Annotated in this window: 29 protein-coding genes; 28 read left to right on the top strand and 1 reads right to left on the bottom strand. The window is 34.2% G+C overall.

Going from position 1 to position 25,861, the window contains the following annotated elements; all coding sequences use genetic code 11:
- Window positions 1-4: 4 nt before the first annotated feature.
- The 7 genes from rplS to ACESM9_RS00340 all read left to right on the top strand — a co-directional run bounded on the left by rplS (window position 5) and on the right by ACESM9_RS00340 (window position 4,698).
- Window positions 5-346 carry a 50S ribosomal protein L19 gene (rplS, locus tag ACESM9_RS00370; RefSeq protein ID WP_372994128.1) on the top strand — a complete coding sequence of 114 codons (342 nt, stop codon included), beginning with the start codon at window positions 5-7 and terminating at the stop codon, window positions 344-346.
- Window positions 347-465: 119 nt separating this feature from the next.
- Window positions 466-1,323, top strand: coding sequence for a ribosome biogenesis GTPase YlqF (gene ylqF, locus ACESM9_RS00365; protein ID WP_372994126.1), 858 nt, complete (start codon window positions 466-468; stop codon window positions 1,321-1,323).
- Window positions 1,324-1,330: 7 nt separating this feature from the next.
- On the top strand, window positions 1,331-1,969 hold the full coding sequence (locus tag ACESM9_RS00360; protein ID WP_372994124.1) for a ribonuclease HII: 639 nt from the start codon (window positions 1,331-1,333) through the stop codon (window positions 1,967-1,969).
- Between the two features lie 11 nt (window positions 1,970-1,980).
- A complete protein-coding gene (locus ACESM9_RS00355) occupies window positions 1,981-3,453 on the top strand; it encodes a hypothetical protein (RefSeq protein ID WP_372994122.1) in 1,473 nt (490 codons plus the stop codon).
- A 1-nt stretch (window position 3,454) separates the two neighbouring features.
- Window positions 3,455-3,739, top strand: coding sequence for an EscU/YscU/HrcU family type III secretion system export apparatus switch protein (locus tag ACESM9_RS00350; RefSeq protein WP_372994120.1), 285 nt, complete (start codon window positions 3,455-3,457; stop codon window positions 3,737-3,739).
- Window positions 3,732-4,109 carry a YraN family protein gene (locus ACESM9_RS00345; RefSeq protein ID WP_372994118.1) on the top strand — a complete coding sequence of 126 codons (378 nt, stop codon included), beginning with the start codon at window positions 3,732-3,734 and terminating at the stop codon, window positions 4,107-4,109. Before ACESM9_RS00350 ends, ACESM9_RS00345 begins: the two co-directional genes overlap by 8 nt.
- A 25-nt stretch (window positions 4,110-4,134) precedes the next feature.
- A complete protein-coding gene (locus tag ACESM9_RS00340) occupies window positions 4,135-4,698 on the top strand; it encodes a tRNA (mnm(5)s(2)U34)-methyltransferase (RefSeq protein ID WP_372994116.1) in 564 nt (187 codons plus the stop codon).
- A 7-nt stretch (window positions 4,699-4,705) separates the two neighbouring features.
- Here ACESM9_RS00340 and ACESM9_RS00335 read toward each other — a convergent pair whose 3' ends face one another.
- Window positions 4,706-6,235: a YifB family Mg chelatase-like AAA ATPase gene (locus ACESM9_RS00335; protein ID WP_372994114.1), complete on the bottom strand. Its 1,530-nt coding sequence runs from the start codon at window positions 6,233-6,235 to the stop codon at window positions 4,706-4,708.
- Window positions 6,236-6,417: 182 nt separating this feature from the next.
- On the opposite strand from ACESM9_RS00335, the gene dprA reads away from it, so the two are divergent.
- From dprA to ACESM9_RS00230, 21 genes are all read left to right on the top strand, one after another.
- Window positions 6,418-7,497, top strand: a complete 1,080-nt coding sequence (gene dprA, locus ACESM9_RS00330) for a DNA-processing protein DprA (protein ID WP_372994112.1) — start codon at window positions 6,418-6,420, stop codon at window positions 7,495-7,497.
- A 76-nt stretch (window positions 7,498-7,573) separates the two neighbouring features.
- On the top strand, window positions 7,574-9,661 hold the full coding sequence (gene topA, locus ACESM9_RS00325) for a type I DNA topoisomerase (RefSeq protein ID WP_372994110.1): 2,088 nt from the start codon (window positions 7,574-7,576) through the stop codon (window positions 9,659-9,661).
- A 191-nt stretch (window positions 9,662-9,852) separates the two neighbouring features.
- A complete protein-coding gene (hslV, locus tag ACESM9_RS00320) occupies window positions 9,853-10,383 on the top strand; it encodes an ATP-dependent protease subunit HslV (RefSeq protein ID WP_372994108.1) in 531 nt (176 codons plus the stop codon).
- Window positions 10,384-10,393: 10 nt separating this feature from the next.
- Complete coding sequence (gene hslU, locus ACESM9_RS00315; protein ID WP_372994106.1) at window positions 10,394-11,782, top strand: ATP-dependent protease ATPase subunit HslU; 1,389 nt, start codon at window positions 10,394-10,396, stop codon at window positions 11,780-11,782.
- 18 nt (window positions 11,783-11,800) lie between these two features.
- Entirely contained in the window at window positions 11,801-12,577 is a 777-nt protein-coding gene (codY, locus tag ACESM9_RS00310; RefSeq protein WP_372994104.1) for a GTP-sensing pleiotropic transcriptional regulator CodY, read from the top strand.
- 372 nt (window positions 12,578-12,949) lie between these two features.
- On the top strand, window positions 12,950-13,357 hold the full coding sequence (flgB, locus tag ACESM9_RS00305; protein ID WP_372994102.1) for a flagellar basal body rod protein FlgB: 408 nt from the start codon (window positions 12,950-12,952) through the stop codon (window positions 13,355-13,357).
- A 6-nt stretch (window positions 13,358-13,363) separates the two neighbouring features.
- Window positions 13,364-13,807 (top strand): flagellar basal body rod protein FlgC, encoded by a 444-nt coding sequence (flgC, locus tag ACESM9_RS00300; RefSeq protein ID WP_372994100.1) that lies wholly within the window; start codon window positions 13,364-13,366, stop codon window positions 13,805-13,807.
- Between the two features lie 15 nt (window positions 13,808-13,822).
- Window positions 13,823-14,116, top strand: coding sequence for a flagellar hook-basal body complex protein FliE (gene fliE, locus ACESM9_RS00295; protein WP_372994098.1), 294 nt, complete (start codon window positions 13,823-13,825; stop codon window positions 14,114-14,116).
- 19 nt (window positions 14,117-14,135) lie between these two features.
- On the top strand, window positions 14,136-15,827 hold the full coding sequence (fliF, locus tag ACESM9_RS00290; protein ID WP_372994096.1) for a flagellar basal-body MS-ring/collar protein FliF: 1,692 nt from the start codon (window positions 14,136-14,138) through the stop codon (window positions 15,825-15,827).
- A 14-nt stretch (window positions 15,828-15,841) separates the two neighbouring features.
- The gene (gene fliG / locus ACESM9_RS00285; protein ID WP_372994094.1) at window positions 15,842-16,858 is read left to right on the top strand and encodes a flagellar motor switch protein FliG; all 1,017 of its coding nucleotides are present in this window, start codon (window positions 15,842-15,844) and stop codon (window positions 16,856-16,858) included.
- Window positions 16,851-17,597, top strand: a complete 747-nt coding sequence (locus ACESM9_RS00280; RefSeq protein ID WP_372994092.1) for a FliH/SctL family protein — start codon at window positions 16,851-16,853, stop codon at window positions 17,595-17,597. Before fliG ends, ACESM9_RS00280 begins: the two co-directional genes overlap by 8 nt.
- 2 nt (window positions 17,598-17,599) lie before the next feature.
- On the top strand, window positions 17,600-18,913 hold the full coding sequence (gene fliI, locus ACESM9_RS00275) for a flagellar protein export ATPase FliI (protein WP_372994224.1): 1,314 nt from the start codon (window positions 17,600-17,602) through the stop codon (window positions 18,911-18,913).
- A 9-nt stretch (window positions 18,914-18,922) separates the two neighbouring features.
- Entirely contained in the window at window positions 18,923-19,363 is a 441-nt protein-coding gene (fliJ, locus tag ACESM9_RS00270; protein WP_372994090.1) for a flagellar export protein FliJ, read from the top strand.
- Window positions 19,364-19,377: 14 nt separating this feature from the next.
- Window positions 19,378-19,992, top strand: coding sequence for a MotE family protein (locus ACESM9_RS00265; protein ID WP_372994088.1), 615 nt, complete (start codon window positions 19,378-19,380; stop codon window positions 19,990-19,992).
- Window positions 19,993-20,028: 36 nt separating this feature from the next.
- Window positions 20,029-21,489, top strand: a complete 1,461-nt coding sequence (locus tag ACESM9_RS00260; protein WP_372994222.1) for a flagellar hook-length control protein FliK — start codon at window positions 20,029-20,031, stop codon at window positions 21,487-21,489.
- An 11-nt stretch (window positions 21,490-21,500) separates the two neighbouring features.
- A complete protein-coding gene (locus tag ACESM9_RS00255; RefSeq protein WP_372994086.1) occupies window positions 21,501-22,109 on the top strand; it encodes a flagellar hook assembly protein FlgD in 609 nt (202 codons plus the stop codon).
- Window positions 22,110-22,129: 20 nt separating this feature from the next.
- Complete coding sequence (locus tag ACESM9_RS00250) at window positions 22,130-22,522, top strand: TIGR02530 family flagellar biosynthesis protein (RefSeq protein WP_372994084.1); 393 nt, start codon at window positions 22,130-22,132, stop codon at window positions 22,520-22,522.
- 80 nt (window positions 22,523-22,602) lie between these two features.
- Window positions 22,603-24,042 (top strand): flagellar hook protein FlgE, encoded by a 1,440-nt coding sequence (locus tag ACESM9_RS00245; protein WP_372994082.1) that lies wholly within the window; start codon window positions 22,603-22,605, stop codon window positions 24,040-24,042.
- 55 nt (window positions 24,043-24,097) lie between these two features.
- Window positions 24,098-24,304, top strand: coding sequence for a flagellar FlbD family protein (locus ACESM9_RS00240; RefSeq protein ID WP_372994080.1), 207 nt, complete (start codon window positions 24,098-24,100; stop codon window positions 24,302-24,304).
- Window positions 24,305-24,326: 22 nt separating this feature from the next.
- Complete coding sequence (locus tag ACESM9_RS00235; protein WP_372994078.1) at window positions 24,327-25,118, top strand: motility protein A; 792 nt, start codon at window positions 24,327-24,329, stop codon at window positions 25,116-25,118.
- Window positions 25,119-25,120: 2 nt separating this feature from the next.
- Window positions 25,121-25,831 carry an OmpA family protein gene (locus ACESM9_RS00230; RefSeq protein WP_372994076.1) on the top strand — a complete coding sequence of 237 codons (711 nt, stop codon included), beginning with the start codon at window positions 25,121-25,123 and terminating at the stop codon, window positions 25,829-25,831.
- The last annotated feature ends 30 nt before the right edge of the window (window positions 25,832-25,861 follow it).

Genomic DNA, 25,861 nt, shown 5'->3' with positions numbered 1-25,861 from the left:
CAACATGGATCTGATTAGAATGATTGAGAGCGAACAAATGAAAAAGGATATCCCTGACTTTAATGTTGGTGACACTGTTAGAGTGTTTGTTAAGGTTGTAGAAGGTTCTCGTGAGAGATTACAGGCTTTTGAAGGCTTTGTACTTAAAAGGCAAGGCGGTGGCTTGACAGAGAACTTCACAGTTAGAAGAGTAGCTTACGGAGTAGGCGTTGAAAGAACTTTCCCGATTCATTCGCCTAGAATTGATAGAATTGAAGTTGTTAGAAAAGGTAAAGTTAGAAGAGCTAAGCTTAACTATATGAGACAAAGAACAGGTAAGGCTGCTAAAATTAAAGAAGTTTTATAGGAATATGATGTAAAGGAAGTGATAATGTCTTCCTTTATATTATGAAAGGATGGGGGCTGATATTTATATCAGCCCTTTCTTTAATAAATAGTATATAATACTCTTGGAGAGTGATATTTATGAACATACAATGGTATCCAGGCCATATGGCCAAAGCAAGGAGAAAGATAACAGAAGAATTGAAGCTGGTTGATATCGTCATTGAGTTATTAGATGCAAGAATCCCTATCAGCAGCAGAAACCCAGATGTGGATGAAATAGTAGGAAACAAAAAAAGAATAGTGGTTTTGAATAAAAGTGATATTGCTGATCCACAGGCAAATATTGAATGGAAAAAATACTTTGAACAAAAAGGTATTACACCAATACTGGCAAATGCAGCAAAGGGCACAGGCTTGAAGGATATACTTAAAGAGAGTAAGAAATTAATGAAGGAAGAGATAGACAAGCTAAAAAAGAAAGGATTAAGGCACAAGACCATAAGAGCCTTAGTAATAGGAATACCTAATGTAGGAAAATCTACACTTATTAATAAACTTGCCAACAGAAGCATTGCACAAACAGGGGATAGGCCGGGTGTAACAAAATCAAAGCAATGGATTAGGGTCAACGAAGATTTTGAACTGCTAGACACCCCAGGTATATTATGGCCTAAATTTGATGATGAAAATGTAGGACTAAATCTCGCGTTTACGGGAGCAATTAAGGATGAAATACTTGATATACAAGAATTGTCTAAAAAATTCATATTAAAGGCTTTAAAGGATTTCCCCGATAAATTATATAAAAGATATAATGTTGAACTTGATCCAGACTCAGATGTAGAGATCATAATGAATAAAATAGGGAGGAAAAGAGGTTGCATTCTTCCTGGTGATGAGGTTGATACCAATAGAACGGCTGCATTGATATTGGATGATTTCAGAAGCGGTAGAATTGGTTTCATTACCTTGGAGAAGCCGGAAGATATCCTCTAGAATAATAATGGCTATAAGAATTAAGTATGACGAAAAAGAAAAAAGCAGATTAGAGAAGATGATGCTGTTTGAAAGCAAATGCTTTCACGATGGATACAAATATATTGCGGGCATAGATGAAGCAGGTCGAGGTCCTCTGGCTGGACCTGTTGTTGCTGCTGCAGTAATTCTAGATCCCAATATAGTAATACCAGGTATAAATGATTCAAAGAAACTGTCAGAGGCAAAAAGGGAGTTTCTATATGATGAGATTTGCAATAAAGCCATTTCCATAGGTACCGGTATAGTGGATGAAAAGACAATAGACGAAATAAATATTAAGCAGGCCACATTTATGGCTATGGAAATGGCAATAAGCAATCTAAAGGTTAAACCAGACTGTATTTTGATAGATGCAGAAAAATTAATAAATGTTCCTATACATCAGATTTCTATCGTAAAAGGTGATAGCCTGAGTATTTCCATAGCGGCTGCTTCTATAGTAGCTAAAGTGACAAGGGATAGGATTCTAGGTGAGTATGACAAGAAATACCCACAATATGGTTTTGGAAAGCATAAAGGCTATGGGACAAAACAACATATAGAATCCATAAGAAATTTTGGATTGCTGCCTATACATAGAAGAAGTTTTACCAAGAACATATAGTTGGTGATTATATGAGAGTTACATCAACAAACATAAAGACAAAAGATATACATAGAGAAGAGTTTGTAAGAGCCCTTAAAATTGGTGATGTCTTAAAGGGAAGAGTTGTGGATACAAGGGAAGGAAGAGTAGTCATAAAGCTTTCTTCCCAGCAGAATATTGATGCTGCAATAGACCCAAAAATAGCTGTTGAAAAGGGTTCAATCATTCAATTAGTGGTAACTGATATGAAGGCTGATACTATCTTTGCAAAAATATTAAAGCCAACGGAGAATAAACAACTATCAAATGAAAACATTGCGAATGGACTTCAAAGCCTTGGATTAAGCATAACAGAACAAAATGTAGAAATCCTGAAGGCATTAATAAAGTATAATCAACCTATCAGTAAAGATATTATGGATTACATAAATTACCTGATTAAAACATGCGACTCATTCAGAAATAAAAACATAGAAGAAATCCTGGCTTTAGCATTATCCGAAGATGATATTATTAATACACCTTTGCACAATTTGCCCAGGTTGACCTCTTCTCCAGAAATGGAAAATATAATTGTAAATATTGGGAAAGAAGAAAATATCAGTAGTAATAATGACAGCAATACTTTAAATAATATTATTGGAAAAATAATAGATGACTATAAGCTTGATGGAGGTTTAGCTATCCAACTTAAGCTGCTTGTCCATGAATCGCTGGAAGCTGCTAATGCCATAAAAGAAGCTGACTTAGAAAAACTTTTATTTCTGTTATCCAAAAAAATAGAAGTGACACCAAAAAATCTATTTATATATAGGCAAATAAGCAATAAGAGTCCTATTTTTACCCAATATGTTGATAAAATAATAGAAGGTATGAAAAATATTTCCGACCCAAGGATTCAATCCATTATTTTACGCCTAAATGAGCTTTATCTCAAACCCGAGGAGTTGACTATAGCTGAAAATATTGATAAAAGCAATGAACTTTTAAGAACATTGGCTCAACTTGAAACTATTATAGAAGAGAATAAGAATATGAGCTATGAATTAAAACAAAGTATGATGAATATTAGAGATATGATAAGTTTTATAAAATCAATAAATAATCATGTTAATTATCTATACATTCCCATAATAATAAATGAAAAAAAGACTGATGTCGAGATTTTTGTATTTGAAAGAGGCAATAAAAATAAAAAAGTAGACATATCAAATGCAACCATAGTCATATGCGTTAATATGCCAAGCTTGGGATATATTGAAAGTATTATTGAGATAAGGGGCAAAAATGTAAACATAAGCTTTAAATCACCAGATAAAACAACAGCAGACATGATTAGAAGTTACAGTATAAATCTAGTAGATTCATTAAGTTTCAAAGGATATAACATAAGTATAAAATCAGTTGAGAAGAAGGATAAATCCTTTGATCTACAATCTATTGATGATTTAATGAACCCTAAGACCATTTATGACCTTAATAGTATTGATATGAGGATATGATATGAGCAGGAATAAAAACGAAGTTAAAAAAGCAGCAGCCCTGTCCTATGGAGAAAAAGATGCAGCTCCTAGAATAGTGGCTTCAGGAAAAGGGTTGATAGCAGAAAATATAATAAAAGCAGCAGAGAAAAACAAAGTTCCTGTTTTTCAAAATAATGCTCTGGTGGAAAGCTTGCTAAAACTTGAGTTGGGAAGCGAGATACCGCCTGAATTGTATGTTGTAGTGGCTGAAGTATTGGCATTTATATCATATATTGACAAGGTAAAGGGAGATAGAAATGAATAATAAGTTTTTGGGAGGAATAGGGGAAAAAGCAGCAGCAGAGTATCTGGAGAGTCAAGGATACCGTATTATAGAGAGAAACTACAAGTGTAAGCTTGGTGAAATAGATATAATAGCAGCTGACAAGGATACCGTTGTGTTTGTTGAAGTAAAAACCAGGAGTTCAAATACCTTTGGTCAACCAGGAGAAGCAGTGAACTATCATAAACAGAAAAAAATTGTTCGTATTGCATTGTCATATATAAGTAATAAGAAGCTTTTTAATTGGATGAGCCGCTTTGATGTGGTTGAAGTAATAACAGATAATGATAGGATCATAGATATTAATTTGATTAGGGATGCATTTCAGTATACCGGCAAATACGGCTATTGAGAAAAATGTTTAGAGGAGTAATGTTATGTTTTTAAAAAATGCGCTTGATATATCTCATAGGATTGTAGAAAAAATAGTTTCACAAGGCGATGTGGTTGTTGATGCTACAGCTGGAAATGGTAATGATACAGTCTTTCTTGCGAAGCTTGTTGGAGATGAGGGAAAAGTATTTGCTTTTGATATACAGGATAAGGCTATTGAAAATACTAAAAAAAGGCTTATATATAATAATGTTGAGAAAAGAGTTGTACTTATTAAAGATGGTCATGAGAATATGGATAAGTATGTACCCAATGGTATAAAAGCGGTCATGTTCAATCTAGGGTATCTGCCGGGAGGAGACCATTCAATAGGTACAAAACCCTCCAGCACAATTATGGCAATAGAAAAATCGCTGGAACTTCTTAAGCCTGGCGGGATAATCATGATGGCTGTTTACTATGGGGGAGACAGTGGGTTCGAAGAGAAAGAAGCCATAATGGAGTATGTAAAGTCTATAGATTATAAAAAAGCTGTAGTATTAGTCCACGAGTTTGTTAATCAAATCAACTGTCCCCCTATAGCCATATGCATAGAAAAAATTAGTTGATAATAGATTAAAGCATATATTTTTTATCCAGGGTTCTATGCTGTATAGCTTCTGCTATATGATTCATATTGATATTCTCCGAATAATCCAGATCGGCTATGGTTCTTGCAACTTTCAATATCCTGTTAAAAGCTCTAGCGCTCATGTTATACTTTTCAAAGGCGTTTTTCAGCAGTGTTTTTTCTTTTTGGCCAATTTTACAATACTTATTCATATGCTTGGGTTTTAATTGAGAATTAAAATATATCCCATCTTTAGCATATCTCTTTAATTGTATTTCCCTGGCTTTATTGATCCTCTCTTTGATTGATGAAGAGCTTTCGCTTTTGCTGTCATTGCTTAAATCATTGAATTTCACAGGCTTAACTTCAATGTGAAGATCAATACGATCCATCAAGGGACCGGAAATCTTTCCTATATAATTCTTTATTTGAGTGGCACTGCAACTACAACGATTGCTGTCATCACCGAAGTAACCGCATGGACATGGGTTTATTGATGCTATCAGCATGAACTTGGAGGGATATGTTATAGTTCCGTTTACCCTGGATATTGTTACACATTCATCCTCCAAAGGTTGTCTCAATACCTCGAGAACATGCTTCGGGAATTCTGGCATTTCATCAAGAAATAGGACACCAAAATGAGCCAAGGATACTTCGCCGGGCTTGGGAATTCTTCCTCCTCCTGTTAAGGATGCAGCGGATATTGTATGATGAGGAGATCTAAAAGGTCTCTTAAGAATTAGATTCTCTCCTTCTTTCAACAATCCAGCAACACTATATATCTTTGTAACTTCAAGGCTTTCTTCAAAAGTCATATCAGGAAGAATTGATGGAAGCCGTCTTGCAAGCATTGTTTTCCCAGAGCCTGGAGGACCAACCATGAGGACGTTGTGAGAGCCTGCAGCAGCTATTTCCAAAGCTCTTTTAACCATATGCTGCCCCTTAACATCTTTGAAGTCCCAATCATCTATGTCATTGATTAGTAGATTTTTTGTGGAAAAAACTGTTGGTTCTATATTTAGAGAGCCATTCAAATATTCCACCATTTCTTTCAAATCATTAATGCCTATGATTTCTAGTCCCTTTACCAATGCAGCCTCTTGAGCATTTTCATTTGAAGTGATTACCCTTGAAAATCCTTGCTTTTTTGCTTCCATGCACATAGGCAAAATACCCTTAATTCCCTTTATTGTACCATCAAGTGAAAGTTCTCCCAGAAATATTGTATTCTCTACTGCTTCTTCAGGAAAATACATTGATGACACAAGCAAACCAGCTGCTATTGCAAGATCAAATACGGAACCTTCTTTTTTAATATCTGCAGGAGCGAGATTTATGGTTATTCTTTTATGAGGAAACTGAAGCTCCGAGTTTTTTATTGCTGCTTTTACCCTTTCTTTGGATTCTTTTACCGTAGTATCTGGTAAACCAACAATATCAAAGCCTGGAAGGCCATTTGATAAATCCACTTCAACCTTTACAATATAGCCATTTATTCCATAAATTGAGCAGGAATTAACTTTGTAAATCATCAAATACCCCCAATTTATCATTAGTCTAATATTATATTCCATAAATAAAACAATTTACCTTCTATAAAATTTATTCATGTTACAAGTTTGCACAAATATGGAAGTCAAGTTATTATATAATTGATAAAAATACATTATGAGGTATAATTTTCTTGTAAATAAATTATTATATGGAGGTCAAAATGGAGGACAAGAAATATTGTATATGGTTGTCTGGTTTGCCGCATATAGGTTCTAGAAAATATGTTTCTTTAATAAAATATTTTGGTAGTGCTAAAAGAGTTTTTGAAAGTGATAGAAATGAATTATTAAAATCAGGTATATTAAATGAAAAAATTGTTGATATAATAGTCACTAAAAGAGATATTGATAAAATCCACAGATATCTGAAAAAACTGAAAGAAAATGATATAAAAGTCTATACTATAGACGAAGAGGAATATCCTGAGAACTTGAAAAATATATATGATCCACCTCCTGTATTATATGTTAAAGGCAATCTCCAAGCATCAGATGTTAATTCTATAGCTGTGGTTGGCTCGAGAAAGGCCTCAGATTATGGCCTGAAGACAGCTGAAAAATTGGGGATGGAATTGGCTGAAGCAGGTATAACGGTGGTAAGCGGTATGGCTTTAGGGATTGATTCAGCAGCTCATAGAGGTGCTTTAAAAGCTGGGGGAAGGACTATAGCGGTATTTGCATGCGGACTAAACTTTGTATATCCCAGAAGCGGTTATAACTTAGCGAAGGAAATAATAAAAAATGGAGCTATAATTTCTGAATATCCCCTTGGCATAGAAGCTGTTCCTCAGAACTTCCCTGCTAGAAATAGAATAATCAGTGGAGTCTCAAAAGGTATAGTAATAGTCGAAGCAAATGAAAAAAGTGGCTCATTAATTACGGCTAATTTTGCCCTAGAGCAAGGAAGAGATGTATTTGCAGTGCCTGGTAATATAGGTATGCCTAATAGCATGGGTACCAACGCACTTATAAAGGATGGTGCTAAATTGGTTACATGTGTAAATGATATATTAGAAGAGTATGGAATAGAAGTAAGAGATATCAAGCATACTAATCAGATTGAAGAACTGGATGATATAGATAAATCAATATTGAAATGCCTGGAATCTTCAGGTAAAACCATAGATCAGATTATTGAAGATATGGATATGGATACTGCTATGATAATATCAAAGGTTGTTCAATTAGAAATTAAGGGTATGATTAAAGAAATAAGTAATACTTATTATAGGAAATATTAAATAATTGTGAAATCTTTGATTATATTATTTAGTTCTGTTATAATCTAAATTGATTTTTTAATTGGAGTGAAAAATATTGAAAACAACATTAGTTATAGTTGAGTCACCAGCAAAAGTAAAGACTATAAAAAAGTTTTTGAGTTCTAGTTATAAGGTTGAGGCAACCATGGGACATATTAGGGATTTACCTAAAAGTCAGCTTGGTATAGATGTAGATAATAATTTTGAACCTAAATATATTACTATTAGAGGCAAAGGAAAAACTTTAGAAAAGTTAAGGAAAGAAGCAAAGAGTTGCGACAAAATTTTATTAGCAACAGACCCTGATAGAGAAGGTGAAGCCATTTCATGGCATCTGTCAAAGGTTTTAGGCATAGATCCGATGGATGATTGCAGAATCGAATTTAATGAAATCACAAAAACTGCAGTTAAAAATGCTATAAAGAAGCCAAGAAGTATTAACATGGACTTGGTAGATGCTCAGCAGGCAAGAAGGGTTTTGGATAGGCTTGTAGGGTATAAGATAAGTCCATTGCTTTGGAAAAAGGTAAAAAAGGGTCTAAGCGCAGGTAGGGTTCAATCTGTTGCGGTAAAGCTTGTTTATGATAGAGAAGAAGAAATAAGAGCCTTTGTACCGAAAGAATACTGGGATTTGAATGCAAAACTTCTTGATAACAAATCAAAAAAGACTATAGAGGCAAAATTCTATGGGAATAAAGAGAATAAGATAGAAATAAATACACAAGAAGAAATGGATGCATTGCTGAAGAGTTTAGAAGGACAAGAGTACAAGGTTGCTAAAATAAAAAAAGGCGAAAAGAAAAGAAACGCTCCTTTACCCTTTACTACCAGCAGTTTGCAGCAGGAGGCTTATAGAAAATTAGGTTTCTCTACTAAAAAAACAATGATGATAGCCCAACGACTATATGAAGGTATAGATATAAAAGGCGAAGGTACAGTTGGTTTGGTGAGCTACATCAGAACAGATTCCACAAGGTTATCTGAAGAAGCAAGAGCAGATGCAAAGCAGTTTATAATTGATAGATATGGTGAGAAGTATTATAGAAAGAATAATCTTCAAGTAAAATCCAGTAAGAAAGTGCAAGACGCTCACGAAGGAATAAGACCTACATCAGCTTTTAGGGAACCAAATTTGATAAAAGATTCATTGGAAAAAGATCAATATAAACTATATAACTTAATATGGACAAGATTTATTGCCAGCCAAATGGAGCCAGCTATATACGATGTTGTAACAATTGATATTACTGCGGGGGATTATATATTTAGAGCTACTGGTAGCAGTATCAAATTTCTTGGATTTATGCTGGTATATACTGAAGGCAAAGATGAAAAAGAAGAAGAAAAGGATATAATTCTGCCTGAAATAAATGAGGGTCAGATTTTGAAACTCAAGAAACTTGAACCGAAGCAGCATTTTACAGAACCGCCACCGAGATATACAGAGGCAACATTGGTAAGGGCTTTAGAAGAGAAGGGCATAGGCAGACCCAGTACTTATGCGCCAATAATATCCACAATATTAGCCAGGGGTTATGTAGTAAAAGAAAAGAAGTATCTTAAAACAACTGAACTGGGTGAAGCTGTAACAAAGCTTTTAATAGACAATTTTAAGGATATTATTAATGTAGAGTTTACAGCTAATATGGAGAGAGATTTGGACAATATTGCTGATGGTGAGGAAAAATGGATTGATGTTATAAGGAAGTTTTACATGCCATTTGAGAAAGCATTAGAAATAGCGGAAGAAAGCATAGGGAAAATAGAGATTCCTGATGAAGTGAGCGATGAGGTATGTGAGTATTGTGGAAGAAACTTAGTTTATAAAATGAGTAGATATGGCAAATTTCTTGCATGCCCAGGTTTTCCAGAATGCAGAAATACAAAGGCTATTGTTGAAAACACAGGTATAAAATGTCCTAAATGCGACAGTGGACAATTGATTGCCAGAAAGACAAAAAAAGGTAGAAAGTTCTATGGATGCAGCAATTATCCTAGCTGCGATTTTACTAGTTGGGATGAGCCTACAAAAGAAGTTTGTCCTAAGTGTGGGAGCCATTTAGCTAAAAAGCAGAATAGCAAGCAAAATATATTGAAATGCTTAAATAAAGAATGTGATTTTGAGAAAAAAATAGATAAGTGAGTGTAAAGCCTTTAATAAAAGTAAAAGTTATTAGTACTAAGCATATGATAATAGTGAGCATATTGGTATAAAAATGATATATTAATAAATATTGATTAATAATAATTGTTATGTTATTATGTACTTTGATGGGCTTTTAGATTTGTAAGAATATTCAAAATATTAGCAATGATGTCAACTGGAGGAATTTTATGTTTAACGGGACAACCATAGCTGGGGTCTTAAAAAATGGTAAATGTGCAATTGCTGGTGATGGACAGGTTACTTTAGGTCAAAATACTATTATTAAATCTACAGCCAAAAAGATTCGTAGGTTATATAATGGTAAAGTTTTAGTTGGTTTTGCAGGGTCTGTATCAGATGCATTTGCTTTATCAGAAAAATTTGAGGAAAAATTAGAACAATATGGAGGAAATCTTAAAAGAGCTGCTGTGGAATTAGCCAGAGAATGGAGAAAAGATAAAGTACTTAGAAATTTGGAGGCTATGTTGATAGCTGCAAACAATGAAACACTGTTGGTTATCTCCGGTGGAGGAGAAGTTATAGAGCCGGATGAAGGATTTATTGCAATAGGCTCAGGTGGGAATTATGCATTAGCTGCAGCAAAAGCTTTATATTATAATACAGAACTTAGTGCAGAGGAAATAGCTAAGAAATCTCTTGAGATAGCTGCATCTATATGTGTCTATACTAATAGCAATATAATTGTAGAAGTGGTCTAGGAGGTTTTTTATGATTGAATTGACTCCAAAACAAATAGTAGAAGAGCTGGATAAGTATATAGTAGGGCAGAAAGGTGCAAAAAAGTCTGTAGCTGTTGCATTAAGGAACAGATATAGGAGGAACCAATTACCGGATGATATAAAAAGTGAGATTACTCCTAAGAATATTCTAATGATAGGCCCCACTGGGGTTGGGAAAACTGAAATAGCAAGAAGGCTTGCTAAGCTTGTTAATGCCCCTTTCATAAAGGTAGAAGCAACTAAATTTACCGAAGTTGGATATGTAGGTCGTGATGTAGAGTCTATAATTAGAGATATTGTTGAAACATCAATTCGTATTGTTAAAGCAGAAAAAAGCCAAGAAGTAAATGAAAAGGCATTTGAAGCTGCGGTAGACCACTTAGGAAAAGTATTAGTGCCATCATTAAAAAAGGGCAGGAGGGATAACAACCCTTTTGAAGCTTTGTTTAATTATCAGTCCAAAGAAGATGAAGTGCAAGATGATGATGACGAAAAGATAATAATGAATAGATTTTATATAAAAGAAAAGATAAGAAGAGGAGAACTGGACGATCAGATTGTTGAGATAGAGGTAGAAGATAATTCATCATCTACCATTGATATGTTTTCCGGAGTTGGCATTGAACAAATGAGCATAAATATTCAAGATATGCTTGGTAATATATTTCCGAAAAAAATTAAGAAAAAGAAGATGACAATAAAAGATGCACTCAAGATACTTACCCAGCAAGAGGCACAGAAATTAATAGATATGGATGCTGTAATTGATGAAGCCATAATCAGAGCTGAAGAAAGAGGCATTATTTTTATTGATGAAATAGATAAAATTGCAGGAAAAGATTATTCAGGAGGTCCTGATGTTTCGAGGGAGGGAGTACAAAGAGACATACTTCCTATTGTTGAGGGAAGCACAGTAATGACAAAGTATGGGCCAGTAAAGACAGATCATATGTTATTCATTGGAGCAGGTGCATTTCATGTTTCAAAGGTAACGGATCTGATTCCTGAGCTCCAGGGACGCTTTCCTGTAAGGGTAGAATTGACCAGTTTAACAAAGGAAAATTTTAAAGAAATATTGACTAAAACCAATAATGCCCTGATAAAACAGTACAAAGCATTGTTATCAACAGAAGGCCTAGAAATAGAATTTGAAGAAGAAGCAGTCGATGAAATAGCAGAGATCGCAGCTATAATGAATGAGCAAACAGAGGATATTGGAGCAAGACGGCTATATACTGTTATGGAAAAGCTATTCGAAGAATTGTCCTTTAATGCTTCTGAAATTGAAGAAAAGCAGTTCATCATTACAAAAGAGTATGTCAGAAAAATATTATCTAGCAATTTAAGAGAAAAAGATACTAACAGATATATCATATAAAGTAGGAGGAATTTTTGAATGACATTATTGGAGAAAGTAAGGAAAGTTAATAAAGTATTACAAATGACAGGGCCACAACCTGTATCTTTTAAAGAACTATGCAGCATAATAAGCGAAGTTTTGAATGCAAATGTGTATATCATAAGCAAAAAAGGCAGGGTTCTAGGCTATGGCCTCTGTAGAGCTATGGAGTGTAGCATTGTCAATAATGAAATACTAGCAGACAGGAAATTTCCCGATGACTATAATGATAGATTACTGAGTGTTACAGAAACACAAGCAAATATTGAAAAGACGGATAATCTTTGTGTAGTAGATAATAGCAAAGTATGCACCATGGACTTTAGATATTCTACAATTGTTCCAGTCTATGGCAGTGGGGAAAGATTAGGTACCATTATGCTAGGTAAGTTTGAAGATAAGTTTATCGAAGAAGACTTGGTAGTGATGGAATATTCAGCAACAGTTGTAGGCATGGAAATGCTTCGCTCTAAACAAGAGGAAATAGAAGAGGAAGCAAGGAAAAAAGCAGTAGTACAAATGGCAATAAGCACATTGTCCTATTCAGAACTTGAAGCAGTAGAACACATATTTAAAGAGTTAGGTGGAAACGAAGGTTTACTAGTAGCAAGCAAAATAGCTGATAAAGTTGGGATCACAAGATCGGTAATAGTAAATGCCTTAAGAAAATTTGAAAGTGCAGGAGTTATTGAGTCTAGGTCTTTAGGAATGAAAGGAACCCATATAAAAATATTGAATGATAAACTGATTGATGAGCTGAAAAAACTTGGATAAAGCATTTATAAAAAAGTAAGATAGAGCAAATCTATCTTACTTTTTTATTGTATAAAATACTCTCATATTTTATTGCAAACACCATCTGATTAAATAATATTCTTTTATTTTTTCCAAAAAATGCCAATAAAGCTTATTGGAAAATGTATTATTTGCATTATTTTGTAAAATAAATAGAACTTTGCGACCATTTACTCGATAAAATAAAATATTTATAATAGAATATAAGTTGAAATTTATCGTATAATAATGTATTTTATCATTATATTATTAATTATATCGAAAATTATACTATTATATTCTGTTTACTTAAAGGAAAACCATAATTTGTGTCGAAGTAAAAATATTTAGGAAATATAAGGGGATGGTTCAATGATAGATAAAATTAACCGACAAACTGGTTTGTTAGAAAGAGCTTTGGATGCATGCTGGGTTAAGAACGAAGTAATATCAAATAATATAGCAAATGCAGAGACTCCTGGGTATAAGAAGTTTAAAGTATATTTTGAAGCATCACTTAATGAAAAGAAAAGCCAGTTCCATATTGCATCTATACATAAAAATCCTAAATTTCTGCCTATTGGTAAAGATAGGCTTTTATCAAATGAAATAATAGTCAGAAGAGATTTAAGCACTTCTATGAGAAGAGACGGTAATAATGTAGATATTGATGAAGAAAACGCAGAATTGGCCAAGAATTCATTACAATACAATATATTATCAAATCAGTTATCCAAAGAGCTTGGCTTGATTAAACAGGCAATTAATGAAGGGAGGTAGGGTATTTTGGGTTTATTTGATTCAATAAATATTAGTGCTTCAGGATTGACAGCCGAAAGACTTAGAATGGATATTATATCACAAAATATCGCTAATGCAAATACTACCAGAACATCTAATGGGTTACCTTATAGAAGAAAAATGGTCATATTCAAAGAAGCGGATATAGAAAAGCCTTTTAGCAGTTATTTATCAATTGCTCAAGGAAATGTAATAAAGTCAGGTGTTAAGGTAAGTGGAATTATTGAAGATAAATCTGAATTTAAATTAGTATACAGTCCTGGCCATCCAGATGCAGATGAAAATGGATATGTAAAGATGCCTAATGTAGATATTATGGTAGAAATGGTTAATATGATTTCAGCCACAAGAGCATATGAAGCTAATGTCACTTCAATAAATTCTACAAAGAGCATGGTCATGAAAGCTCTTGAAATAGGTAGAATATAGCGGGAGGATAGAACTTTGAGAATAGATTTTATTAATACGAATAATTTAAAGCTTCTTGATACATTAGGCAGTAGTGATAATAAAAATAATTTGTCTTTCAGTGAGATGTTGAAAGATAGTATTCAAAAAGTTAATCAATTACAATTAGAGTCCCAGAATTTAAATAATCAATTAGTAGCTGGAAATATAGATAATGTTCATCAGGTTGTCATAGCATCACAAAAAGCAGAATTAGCACTTCAGTTTACATTACAAGTAAGAAACAAGATTTTAGATGCATATAACGAGATTATGCGCATGTCCATTTAATTGAGAGGTGATTGATTAAATGGGTGAGGCAATCAAGAAAATGAGGGATAACCTGAATGAGTTTTGGCAGGGACTTGATAAAGGACAAAAAATAAGAATTGCAATTATATCTATAATATCAATATTGCTTATAGCTAGCATAGGCGTATTTTCATCTATGCCAAGGTATCAGGTTTTGTATCCAAATCTTGATGCTAAGGATGCAGGTGAAATAAGGAACAAGCTAGAGGAAATGAGAATCCCTGTTAAAGTTGATGGAACTACTATACTAGTGCCCAAGGAAAAAGTGGATGAAGCAAGGATAAACCTTGCGATGGAAGGTCTACCTCAGAACGACATCGTGTTTCCTGAAATGCTTAAATCTTCTTTTAATGATACATCCCAAGATAAAAGGATGAGAGAATTAATATACATGCAAAACATCATAGCCAATGGAATAAAATCTTTGGATGGTGTTGAATGGGCACAGGTAAACTTATTTATTCCAGATGACAATGTATTTGTTTTGGAGAGCAATAAACAGGAATCCAGCGCCAGTGTGATTGTTAAGACTAAAGCCGGATATCCTGGTCTGGATCAAGCCCAAGTTGATGGAATTGCTCAGTACATATCTAAAAGCGTGAAAGGATTAAAAGAAGAAAACATATCTATAATTGATGAGACCGGTCGATCCTTAAAGACGGAAGGGATGGCTTTCAATGCTAAGGTTAATACGCAGATGGAGATACAAGAAGCTACTAGGATAAATATACAAAACAGCATTAAAAAGTTTTTAGAATCAGTCTATGGGGTTGGTAATGTTAATGTTATGGCCACTGTGAAGCTCAATTTTAGTGAAGAAGTAAAAACTGAAAAAAAGTTTGAAGCACCAGATAATAGTGATGATAATGCTGGACTTATAAGAAGCATGGAAGAAACCAATAAGGAATCGACTAATACTGGCACTGGCGGTGTACCAGGGACTGATAGCAATATTGAAATTCCAACATATGAACAAATAGACGAATCAGAATCAACTTATAGTGAATCCAGCAGAATAGTAAATTATGAGATAAACGAGATTCACAACCAAATTGTTAAGGAAAAAGGATATATTGAGAATTTGTCATTATCTATATTAATTGATAATAATGCCAAAATAGAGAGAAAAGCACTTAGATTGAAGTTGTCTGATGAAAAGTTTAAAAAAATGTCTTTAATAGATATTGAAAAAATGTTAAATAATCCAAATGACGATTTATATGATCCTACTTTAACTATTGACGATGAAGAAAAAGAAAATATAAAAGCTCTAGCAATAAAAGCTGTTGAAGGTTTAGTTGTAAATAAAGCAGATGAATCAAATATAAATATAACAGAAAATATTCATGTTATGGCTATGGATTTTGATACCACATTAAAGGATCAGGTGGAGAATGCAATAGCCAAAGAGGCTGAGCAAAAAAGGAATCAAATGTTATTAATGCTAGGTGCTGCCATAGCTGCCATATTGGTGTTTGGGGGAGCTATGATAGTTCTGATGAAAAGAAGCAAGAAAGAAGAAGTCGAAGATGATATTGGAATTGCTTTAAGTAAAATAGAAGAGGCTTCAGAATTAAGTGATATTGACTTAGAGGACAGAAATGAAGTAAAGAAAAAGGTCGAGAAGTTTGTTTCCCAGAAGCCGGAGCAAGTAGCGCAGTTGCTAAAAACTTGGTTGAATGAGGAATAAGAGGGAGTGATGGTATGAGCAGGACAGGCAAGGGTCAATTCAGTGGGTTACAGAAAGCGGCTATTTTGCTCATAGCAATTGGTCCTGAGAAATCTGCTCAAGTGTTTAAGCATTTAAAAGAAGAAGATATTGAGCAGCTAACTCTGGAAATTGCAAATATGAGGACTGTTGCTCCTGATGATAAAGAAGAAGTTCTTAATGAATTCTATCAGATATGCTTAGCCCAGGAGTATATATCAGAAGGTGGTATATCCTATGCTAAAGAAATTTTAGAAAGAGCTCTTGGAAATCAAAAGGCTTTAGAGGTGATAAATAAACTGACGGCTTCTCTGCAGGTAAGACCCTTTGACTTTGTAAGAAAAGCAGATCCTTCCCAGCTTTTGAACTTTATACAAGGCGAGCATCCCCAAACCATTGCACTTATTCTTTCATATCTAAAACCTCAGCAAGCTTCGGCAATATTGTCTGCACTTTCTCCGGACAAGCAGTCTGATGTAACAAGAAGGATAGCAATGATGGACAGGACATCACCTGAAGTAATAAAAGAAATAGAAAGAGTATTAGAGAAAAAGTTATCTTCAATGATCAGCCAAGATTATACATCTACAGGTGGTATTCAGGCAGTAGTTGATATATTGAATACTGTAGATAGAGGTACAGAAAAGAATATTATGGAAACTCTTGAACTACAGGATATTGAACTGGCAGAAGAGATCAAGAAGAGAATGTTTGTATTTGAAGATATTATCACCCTTGATAATCGATCTATTCAAAGGGTTATCAGGGAAGTTGAAAACGGAGATTGGGCACTTGCATTAAAGAGTTCAAGTGAAGAAGTATCTAAAGCAGTATTCTCTAACATGTCAAAACGATTAGCTGAAATGATAAAGGAAGACATGGAGTTTATGGGACCTGTTAGATTAAGAGATGTAGAAGAGGCACAGCAGAAAATTGTAAATGTTATTAGAAAGCTTGAGGATGCAGGAGAAATTGTAATATCTAGAGGTGGAGGCGATGAGATAATTGTATAAAGTATATAAATCTCAAAAAGTAAGTATTGGTATGCCTAAGCCACTGATAAACAAGGTAGAAAACATAAAACTAGATATAGTTAAGAATGATGAGAGTATAGATGACAAGAATGATTCCAGTGAGTATGACAGAATCATCAAAGAAGCCCGTGAGATGTATGCTAGTATATTAAAAGAAGCTAATGAGGAAGCAAATAGAATTATTAAAGAGAAATATGATGAAATGGAAGAACTTAAGAAAAAAGAATTGGAGGAAGCATACAAAAAGGGTTTTAACAAGGGATATGAAGAAGCGAAGGCAAAAACCAAAGATATTATAAAAGAAGCTCAGAGCATTAAAAAATCTCTAGATGATAGAAAAGAGAGCATATATAGGGAAGCTGAAGAAGAAATAGTCGAACTCATTTTGAATTCGGTAAAAAAGATAATAGGAAATGAGATTCAGCAAAACAAGGATATAATTATCTCACAAATAAAGATAGCACTTGAAAAATGTACATATAGGGATAAAGTGGCTATAAAAGTTAGCAGTGAAGATTATCCTAATGTGCTCGTTAAGAAGCATATTATTGAATCATTGGTTGAAGGAATATCAGAGTTGGAAATAATCGAAGACAAGTTTTTAAAAAAAGGTGATTGTATTGTAGACACACCATCAGGAGAAGTCAACTCAAGCATTGAACTTCAGCTTGAGCAATTACAAAAAGCTTTTTATTTTGCATTGAGGAATGAGTGGTAGTTTTGATGAGTCTTGACTTATCCAAATATAAGAAACTAATAAACACTAAAGATTTTATTAGATACAGCGGAAGAGTATCTCAAGTAATAGGACTTACTATAGAATCTGTAGGTCCTGCTGTCAATTTAAATGAATTGTGTACTATTGTAAATGTAAAAGATAATAAAACTGTTTTGGCGGAAGTGGTAGGATTTAGAGGAAACATTGTCAGTTTAATGCCCTTAGGATCTTTAGATGGAATAGGTCCTGGAAGTCAAGTTGTAGCAACTGGCAAAAGTATGCATGTTCCTGTCAGCAATAGTCTATTGGGCAGGATTATTGATGGATTAGGGCAGCCTATGGATGGCAAAGGAGCTATTGAAGACAGCTCATTGTATTCAATATACAATGAACCTCCAGATCCGCTTTGTAGGAGCATTATCAATACACCCCTTCCTATAGGTATCAAAGCTATTGATGGATTATTGACCATTGGAAGAGGACAAAGAATAGGTATTTTTGCTGGAAGTGGTGTGGGTAAAAGCACATTGCTTGGCATGATTGCAAGGAATACAACTGCTGACATCAATGTAATATGCTTAATCGGTGAAAGAGGAAGAGAGGTTAATGAGTTTATAAAAAATGATTTACAAGAGGAGGGCTTAAGAAGATCTGTAGTTGTTGTAGCCACTTCAGATCAACCTCCTTTAATTAGATTAAAATCAGCCTATGTTGCTACAACCATAGCAGAATATTTTAGAGATCAGGGTAAGGATGTTTTGCTCATGATGGACTCCCTTACCAGGTTTGCTATGGCTCAAAGGGAAATAGGACTTTCTATTGGTGAACCTCCTGTATCAAGAGGATTTACACCATCAGTATTTTCAGTGCTGCCAAAGCTTCTTGAGAGAACAGGCACATCTGATAAAGGTTCTATTACAGCTTTTTATACTGTGCTTGTTGATGGTGATGATATGAATGAACCAATAACAGATGCAGTTCGCGGAATTCTAGATGGACACATTGTTTTATCTAGACTTTTGGCCAATAGAAATCATTACCCTTCCATTGACATTCTTGCAAGTGTAAGCAGATTAATGACCAATATAGTAGATAACCACCACCATGATTTAGCAAATGAGATTAAGAAGATATTATCTATATATAAAGATGCGGAAGACTTAATAAATTTAGGGGCCTATCAAAAAGGAAGCAATAAAAAAATTGATTTAGCTATAGATAAGATAGATAGTATAAATCAATTTCTAACCCAACCTACAAATGAGAAAGTAAGCTTTGAGGATTCTATACATATTATGGAAAAAATATTGAGTTAGGTGATTGTTTTGGCAACATATAAGTTTAAGTTTCAAAAGGTGCTTGAGTATAGAAAGAGCATGGAGGATCAAAAGAAGAGTAAGTTAAGCATAAGCATAAAAAGATACCAAAGAGAGAAGGAAGATCTTAACAAGTTATATGACCGATTGAACAACAGCAATCACATACTGTATCAGAAGGCAAGCAATGGAACTACAATCGCAGAATTAAGAGATATTTATGAGGAACAGGTATTTTATAGAGAAGGAATTAAACATAAAACTAACTCAGTTATCAAGGCAGAAGAAGAAGTAAAAAAAAGCAGACAGGAGCTTATAAAAGCTATGCAAAACAAAAAAACAATGGAAAAATTAAATGAAGTATATTATAACAGTTTTCAAGCTGGTGAGCAGCGCAAATATGAAAAGAATATTGAAGAAATAGTATCATATAAGGAAAGCAGGAAGTAATGGAGGGTGACATTATGCAGCAGGTTGAGAAAAAGAATATAAAAACTACAAAAAAGAATATCAAGCTGCAAAATTTCTTCCTAATATTGACGATAATACTTTTAACAACAATAATTGTCGTGGGAGGTATACTATTATTCAATATAGGAGGAGCAAAATCTTCAATATTAAACTATATGTCAACTTGGCCTGTGATTGGCAATGTTATTAAACCTGTTGCTGAAAATAAAACACCGGAAGAAATACAGCTAGATATGATTAAAAAGGAAAAAAATGATTTGGAAACAGCAAAAAAGCTGCTAAACGAAAAAGAAAAAGAACTGGAAGAGAAAGCGAATGAACTGGCAAGCAAGGAAGAATATTTGAAGGAAAGGGAGACCGAATTAGAAGAAAAACTTGAAAGAGTAAACACTAGTTTGAGCAGTATTGCTGAACAAGTAGAATATCTAGAAAAGATGGACTCATCAAAGGCAGTGCAAATATTATCAAATATGGAAAGCAAGGATACAGTAGTGCAAATAATAAGAAATATGAAAAAGGAAAAAAGCAGTTCAATTTTGATGCTCATGGATCCATTGCATGCAGCCCAAATATTAGAAGAAATTGGGGAACCAGAAGGCATCAATTAACATAAATAAAGGTGAAAGGGGGTGATAGAGTTGAACATGATAGATTTTTCAGGCTTAATTAGTAGCAAACCTATCAATAATAAAATAAGCTTTAAACCAAATCTAGATATCAATAACACTGACTACAAAACAATTATGGAGAAAGCCCTGGAACATAGAAAAAATTTACAGCAGCCTAAAGAACGAAGACTATCTCAAAATGATGATAGCAGCTATAATGATGTAGATATATCAACGTATAGAGGTGAAGATAGCAAAAAAAATAAGGGGCTAAAGCTTGGGAATGAGCAAAGATATCCTGTATATGGGACAGATACAAGCAGAGAGATTACAGTGAAGGATAAAGAGACTTCAGAGATGGGTATAGATTCAAAAGACATTGAGACAGAAGTAAAAAGCTTGACTGACTCAATTCTGACTATGATGGCTGGATTGTTGAACTTGGAACAACAGGATATAAAAGAGGTTAGGGAGACTCTTTTTAATGAGATCAATCATTTAGATAATGTTAAGATAACAGAGGTTGATTTAATAGAAAAAATATCCACCATCATCCAAAATAATGAGCTAATAGGGAAAGCAGAGATTGATAAGGCAATTGAAATGATTAAAACTTTAGAACTGGATGAAACTTTTCTAGCAGATGAACAAGATTATTACAGCTTATTACCCGCCAATGACAAAGAATTAAAAAAGCCTGATAAAAATGAGAAATGGAACAATACAAAGATTTTGGATGTAGCTATGAAAAATAGTCAAGCTAAAACTGCCAAAGCATTGGAAGTAGATGAAGCAAATAGTCACATTACTGAAGCAAAAGAGGAAGAAATAAAGGATATTGAGACCAAGCTAAATAATAAATCTGATTTAATTGAGGATGCCTATACACAAAATGGATTAAAGGTGAAGTTAAAGGACATAGAATTTGTAGATACATATGATGATTTAAATAATCAAATAAACAATATGGGAACTGAATACTCAGCAATAGATGGAAAAGACTTCGATGTTGCTAACACATCGGAATCCTTGCAAAAGAGTTCTACTATTAATAAAACCGAGTTCATTAATAGGGAAGAGTTATTCGGTCAAATCCTCGAAATCAGTGAAGTTATTAATGATGAAAGTATTTCTGAAATAAAAATAAAGCTGAAGCCCGATTCCTTGGGAAAACTGACTATAAGACTGGTTATGGAAAATGGTGAAATAACTGCAAGATTCATCGCAGAAAATCAAAGAGTGAAAGAAACCATTGAATCTAACTTTACAGAGCTTAAGGATGCTTTAAACCAGAAGGGAATTAATATACAGAACTTAAGTGTGTCTATAGGCAACCAGGGCAGATGGGGATATGAAAATCAGAATTTACGAGCTTGGAATAACAGCAATAAAAGAAATGCATACATCGGTGATGTGGAAGGGGAATTAGAGGAGAATATCATGGTATATGACAATCCCTATAATATTAACGAAGGCTACCTTGATATAAGGGTATAGGAGGTGAAAAAGTGGGCGTAAATGGTGTTACAGGTAATACAAACACAGTATACAGTAACAATAAAGCAAAAGAATACACTGATTCTTTAAACAAGGATGCTTTTTTAAATCTGTTAGTAACTCAACTGAGATACCAAAATCCTTTAGAACCAATGGATGACAAGGAATTTATATCCCAGATGGCTCAATTCACAAGCTTAGAACAAGCACAAAATACAAACAAGATTGCAAGGCTCAATTCAGCATATGGGATGGTTGGCAAATTGATAAGCGCAACCATAAGCAGTGAAACCGGCGAGTTACAGGATGTAACAGGGATTGTTGATAGCGTTAGAATAGTTGGAGATGAAGCTTATCTGGTGGTAGATTCAAAAGAAATACCCTACGAGTCTGTTAATGAGGTAGCAGATTTAATAAACGCTGTGGAACAAAATAGCATAATGCTGCAGAATATTAGATTCAATATGGCATATAGCATGCTGGGAAAAGAAGTAAAAGCTAAAAGAGATGGTGTTGAAATAACCGGAACAGTAGAATCAATTAAAAGCGTAGAAGGCAACATTAAATTAGTTGTAGGTGAATATGAACTATCCCTCGATGAAATTTACGAAGTTAGATGAGAAACTGTTGAGGTGATATCATGAACGATTTTAAGATAAACATAAACAGAAACATAATACCTGTTGGCAGTAACAATAAAATCAATACCCAGGACAAGCCTTCCATCAAGCAGAATATTGGTTTTGAGAATATCTTATATGAAAAGATAAAGCAGCATGAGAGTGTTAAATTTTCAAAACATGCACAAGAGAGACTTATGTCAAGAAATGTAAAGCTTTCTCAAAACGATATAGATAATATTAATAAAGCTGTTGAAAAAGCAGCAAAAAAGGGTGTAAAGGATACCTTGATAATTCTGGGCAGTACCGCATTGATAGCCAATGTGAAGAGTAAAACAATTATTACTGCAGCAACAGAAGAGTCTTTAAAGGATAATATTTTTACTAATATTGATGGAGCCATAATTATATAAGCCGGACCTTTTATAGGAGGCTTAACCCTTCTGAACGACAGATGAAGGGATATTAAAGCAAACAGGAGGTCGAATATTCTATGATGAGATCTATGTTTTCAGGTGTATCAGGGCTGAGAGCCCATCAGCTGAAAATGGATGTAATAGGCAACAATATATCAAATGTGAATACCGTTGGTTTTAAAAGCCAAAGAGCAACCTTCCAGGAGGTTTTTAACCAGACCATAAAAGGTGCAAGCTCGCCTCAACTTGGAAGAGGAGGCACTAACCCTCAGCAAATAGGTTTAGGAATTTCATTATCATCAATTGATACTTTCCATATCAGGGGTGCTGTTCAAAGAACTGACAATAACACTGATTTGGCTATCAACGGTGACGGGTTTTTTATACTTTCCAATAGCAGTGATTTTCTAAACAGAACATATACGAGAGCAGGAAATTTTAAATTGGATGAATACGGCAATTTAGTTGCTTCAAATGGTTACAGAGTGCTTGGCTATATGGAAGATGAAGAAAGGAATCCTGCTCCAGATGGATCTACAGTGTTGAAAGGTGTTATGGAAGGTATTGTAATATCAAAATCCAAATCCTTCCCAGCTATGGCTACAGATAGTGCCACAATGGAAGGAAATTTGGATAAAGATATAGCAAGAATACCTATGTATGAAGAAGATGGTACAACACTTTCTGATCCTTCTGATTATATTAGCATTGCTGCTGATAAATCATTGGAGTTTAGTGGTGGTGTAAAGTTTAGAGAAACAACTTCGGTTTTCTATGATAGCTTAGGAGGACAGCATAAGGTTAAGTTTACATTTATTCGAGGATTGGCAGATGGTTCAACTGTAGGCAGCGATAATGAATGGGGTGTAATAGTTCAAAATTTAGATGATATGAGTTATTTTGCTAAAGATGATACTACTACTGTAAGTGACCCGCCAACTCTTGATGAAATTGTAATTCCGATTAAGTTTGATTCAGATGGTAAATTAATTACTAATGATCCCGATAAGGTTAGTAAAATCACACTGGTGATACCGGGACAAGATGCAGATGGAAATCAGATATTTGACGATATGGAGATTGATGTAAATTTTGAAGGCTTAACCCAGTTTGCAAATGATTCAACTGCATCAATAACAAACAAGAGTGGTTACCCACAGGGCTACCTGGATACATTCAGCATTGGTCAGTCAGGAGAAATTTTTGGGATATTCACCAATGGCCAAAGCAGAGTTATAGGACAGATAGCCTTGGCAGCATTTAAGAATCCAGCAGGATTGGAGAAAACATCAGAAAATATGTACCAGGTTAGCCCAAACTCTGGAGAACCTATATACGGCATTCCAGGCAGCAGCGGGTTAGGAGCTTTAAATCCAGGGACTTTAGAGATGTCCAATGTTGATATATCAGCCGAATTTACAGAGATGATAACTACCCAGAGAGGCTTCCAAGCCAACTCCAGAATTATTACTACATCTGATGAGATGCTTCAAGAGTTAGTTAATATGAAGAGATAATGAGGTAATAGTCCCTGGGCTGTGCCCAGGGACTATATAAAAAGGATGCGATTAGATGATTAAAGTTACAAGGTTAAATGGAAAAGAATATTATATAAACTTTGACTTAATTGAAATAATTGAAGAAACACCAGACACTGTAATTACTCTGAGGGATGGGAAAAAATATGTAGTTTTAGAAAAAGCAAGTGAAGTAATTGATAGAATTATTGAATTTAAAAGAAGAGTGTTTACTAATGAAGATTTATTAATAAAAGATTAAGTGTGAAAAGAGGTGCAGTTAATTGGACATAGCATCTTTTGCCGGACTGATATTAGGATTATTCTTTATAGTATTTTCTATATTAGCCAGCGGCAATATAATGGGTTATATAGATTTTAATTCTGTACTTATTACTTTTGGAGGTACTTTTTCAGCTGTTGTTTTTGCGTTTCCATTAAGCAGCATAAAAGATGCTCTAAAATCAATTAAATATGTATTCTTTTATAAACACTACGACTCGGATGACATTATTAAATCTATTATAGATCTGGCTAATATAGCAAGAAAGGAAGGGCTTCTTGCGTTAGAGGAAGCAGCTATGCAAATTGAGGATGAGTTCTTGCAAAAAGGTATTATGCTTATAGTAGATGGAACCGATCCGGAACTTGTGAGGAATATTTTAGAAACTGAATTGGCTTTCATAGAAGATAGACATAAAGGAAATCAGAATGTATATGAAGTCATGGGAGCGTTAGGACCAGGTTTTGGTATGATTGGAACTCTCATAGGCTTGATAAACATGCTGGCTAATCTTACAGATCCTTCTTCCGTGGGACCAAATATGGCAGTAGCAATTGTTACAACATTTTATGGATCATTAATAGCTAATTTGTTCTGCACTCCGGTTGCTAACAAACTTAGAATTAGAAGTTCTCAGGAAATACTTCTAAAAGACGTGATGCTTGAGGGTATGCTTTCAATACAAGCTGGAGAGAATCCGAGAATAATTGAAGAAAAGCTAAAAGCCTTTTTATCTCCAACGATAAGAAAAAATATGAAAAAAGAGAAAGAACAAAATGAGGGAGTTGAATAATAATGGCAAGAAGAAAGCCTGAAGATAGCAACAAAGGCTCCCCAGAATGGATGACCACTTATGGAGATCTTGTAACTTTATTGCTTTGTTTCTTTGTTTTGTTATTCTCTTTTTCTACAATCGATAACAATAAGTTTAAGGCTATTATACAATCTATGCAAGGTTCTTTGGGTGTGTTGGATTCAGGAGTCATTGTACAGGTAGACCCTCTTATAAATACTTTTCCTGGAGACACAAGGGATGAGGAAAATGATTTTAAAAGAATAAAGGAGCAAATGGACGATTTTATTAAAGAGAATAATTTGGAAAAGAGTGTGTCCCTTATTCTTGATGAGAGAGGATTGCTTGTAAGATTATTAGATGCAACACTGTTTGATTCCGGCAAAGCAGAGATAAAGAATGAAGCAAAGTATATCATAGAAATGATCTCTGATGTAATAATGGAAAGTGGTAAAAACATTAGAATTGAAGGACATACAGACAATGTACCTATAAATACGGAAAAGTTTCCTTCAAATTGGGAGCTTTCAACTACAAGGGCTGTGAATGTGCTTAAATATTTGATTGAAGTTAGAAATATTGAGCCATGGAGATTATCAGCTGTTGGATACGGCGAGTACCATCCAATAGACACAAACGACACTGCAGAAGGAAGGCAGAATAATAGAAGAGTGGATATTGTGATTATAAATTCTGAGTCAAATGGGAACTAACCTAACCTATATTAATATGGAGGGTTGAAG

The sequence above is a fragment of the Lutispora sp. genome (assembly GCF_041687175.1).
In the GTDB taxonomy this organism is placed as follows: Bacteria; Bacillota; Clostridia; order Lutisporales; family Lutisporaceae; genus Lutispora.
This window is presented reverse-complemented; position numbering and strand designations above follow the sequence as displayed.

What these genes read in the sequence shown, in the direction of transcription:
- ACESM9_RS00335 (WP_372994114.1), bottom strand. Translation starts at nt 6,235, where the DNA reads ATGATTTACAAAGTTAATTCCTGCTCAATTTATGGAATAAATGGCTAT.
- ACESM9_RS00345 (WP_372994118.1), top strand. Translation starts at nt 3,732, where the DNA reads ATGAATAATAAGTTTTTGGGAGGAATAGGGGAAAAAGCAGCAGCAGAG.
- hslV (WP_372994108.1), top strand. Translation starts at nt 9,853, where the DNA reads ATGTTTAACGGGACAACCATAGCTGGGGTCTTAAAAAATGGTAAATGT.
- ACESM9_RS00265 (WP_372994088.1), top strand. Translation starts at nt 19,378, where the DNA reads ATGCAGCAGGTTGAGAAAAAGAATATAAAAACTACAAAAAAGAATATC.
- ACESM9_RS00355 (WP_372994122.1), top strand. Translation starts at nt 1,981, where the DNA reads ATGAGAGTTACATCAACAAACATAAAGACAAAAGATATACATAGAGAA.
- ACESM9_RS00350 (WP_372994120.1), top strand. Translation starts at nt 3,455, where the DNA reads ATGAGCAGGAATAAAAACGAAGTTAAAAAAGCAGCAGCCCTGTCCTAT.
- flgB (WP_372994102.1), top strand. Translation starts at nt 12,950, where the DNA reads ATGATAGATAAAATTAACCGACAAACTGGTTTGTTAGAAAGAGCTTTG.
- ACESM9_RS00250 (WP_372994084.1), top strand. Translation starts at nt 22,130, where the DNA reads ATGAACGATTTTAAGATAAACATAAACAGAAACATAATACCTGTTGGC.
- dprA (WP_372994112.1), top strand. Translation starts at nt 6,418, where the DNA reads ATGGAGGACAAGAAATATTGTATATGGTTGTCTGGTTTGCCGCATATA.
- rplS (WP_372994128.1), top strand. Translation starts at nt 5, where the DNA reads ATGGATCTGATTAGAATGATTGAGAGCGAACAAATGAAAAAGGATATC.
- ACESM9_RS00260 (WP_372994222.1), top strand. Translation starts at nt 20,029, where the DNA reads ATGATAGATTTTTCAGGCTTAATTAGTAGCAAACCTATCAATAATAAA.
- codY (WP_372994104.1), top strand. Translation starts at nt 11,801, where the DNA reads ATGACATTATTGGAGAAAGTAAGGAAAGTTAATAAAGTATTACAAATG.
- fliF (WP_372994096.1), top strand. Translation starts at nt 14,136, where the DNA reads ATGGGTGAGGCAATCAAGAAAATGAGGGATAACCTGAATGAGTTTTGG.
- hslU (WP_372994106.1), top strand. Translation starts at nt 10,394, where the DNA reads ATGATTGAATTGACTCCAAAACAAATAGTAGAAGAGCTGGATAAGTAT.
- ACESM9_RS00230 (WP_372994076.1), top strand. Translation starts at nt 25,121, where the DNA reads ATGGCAAGAAGAAAGCCTGAAGATAGCAACAAAGGCTCCCCAGAATGG.
- ACESM9_RS00340 (WP_372994116.1), top strand. Translation starts at nt 4,135, where the DNA reads ATGTTTTTAAAAAATGCGCTTGATATATCTCATAGGATTGTAGAAAAA.
- ylqF (WP_372994126.1), top strand. Translation starts at nt 466, where the DNA reads ATGAACATACAATGGTATCCAGGCCATATGGCCAAAGCAAGGAGAAAG.
- ACESM9_RS00245 (WP_372994082.1), top strand. Translation starts at nt 22,603, where the DNA reads ATGATGAGATCTATGTTTTCAGGTGTATCAGGGCTGAGAGCCCATCAG.
- ACESM9_RS00240 (WP_372994080.1), top strand. Translation starts at nt 24,098, where the DNA reads ATGATTAAAGTTACAAGGTTAAATGGAAAAGAATATTATATAAACTTT.
- ACESM9_RS00360 (WP_372994124.1), top strand. Translation starts at nt 1,331, where the DNA reads ATGGCTATAAGAATTAAGTATGACGAAAAAGAAAAAAGCAGATTAGAG.
- fliG (WP_372994094.1), top strand. Translation starts at nt 15,842, where the DNA reads ATGAGCAGGACAGGCAAGGGTCAATTCAGTGGGTTACAGAAAGCGGCT.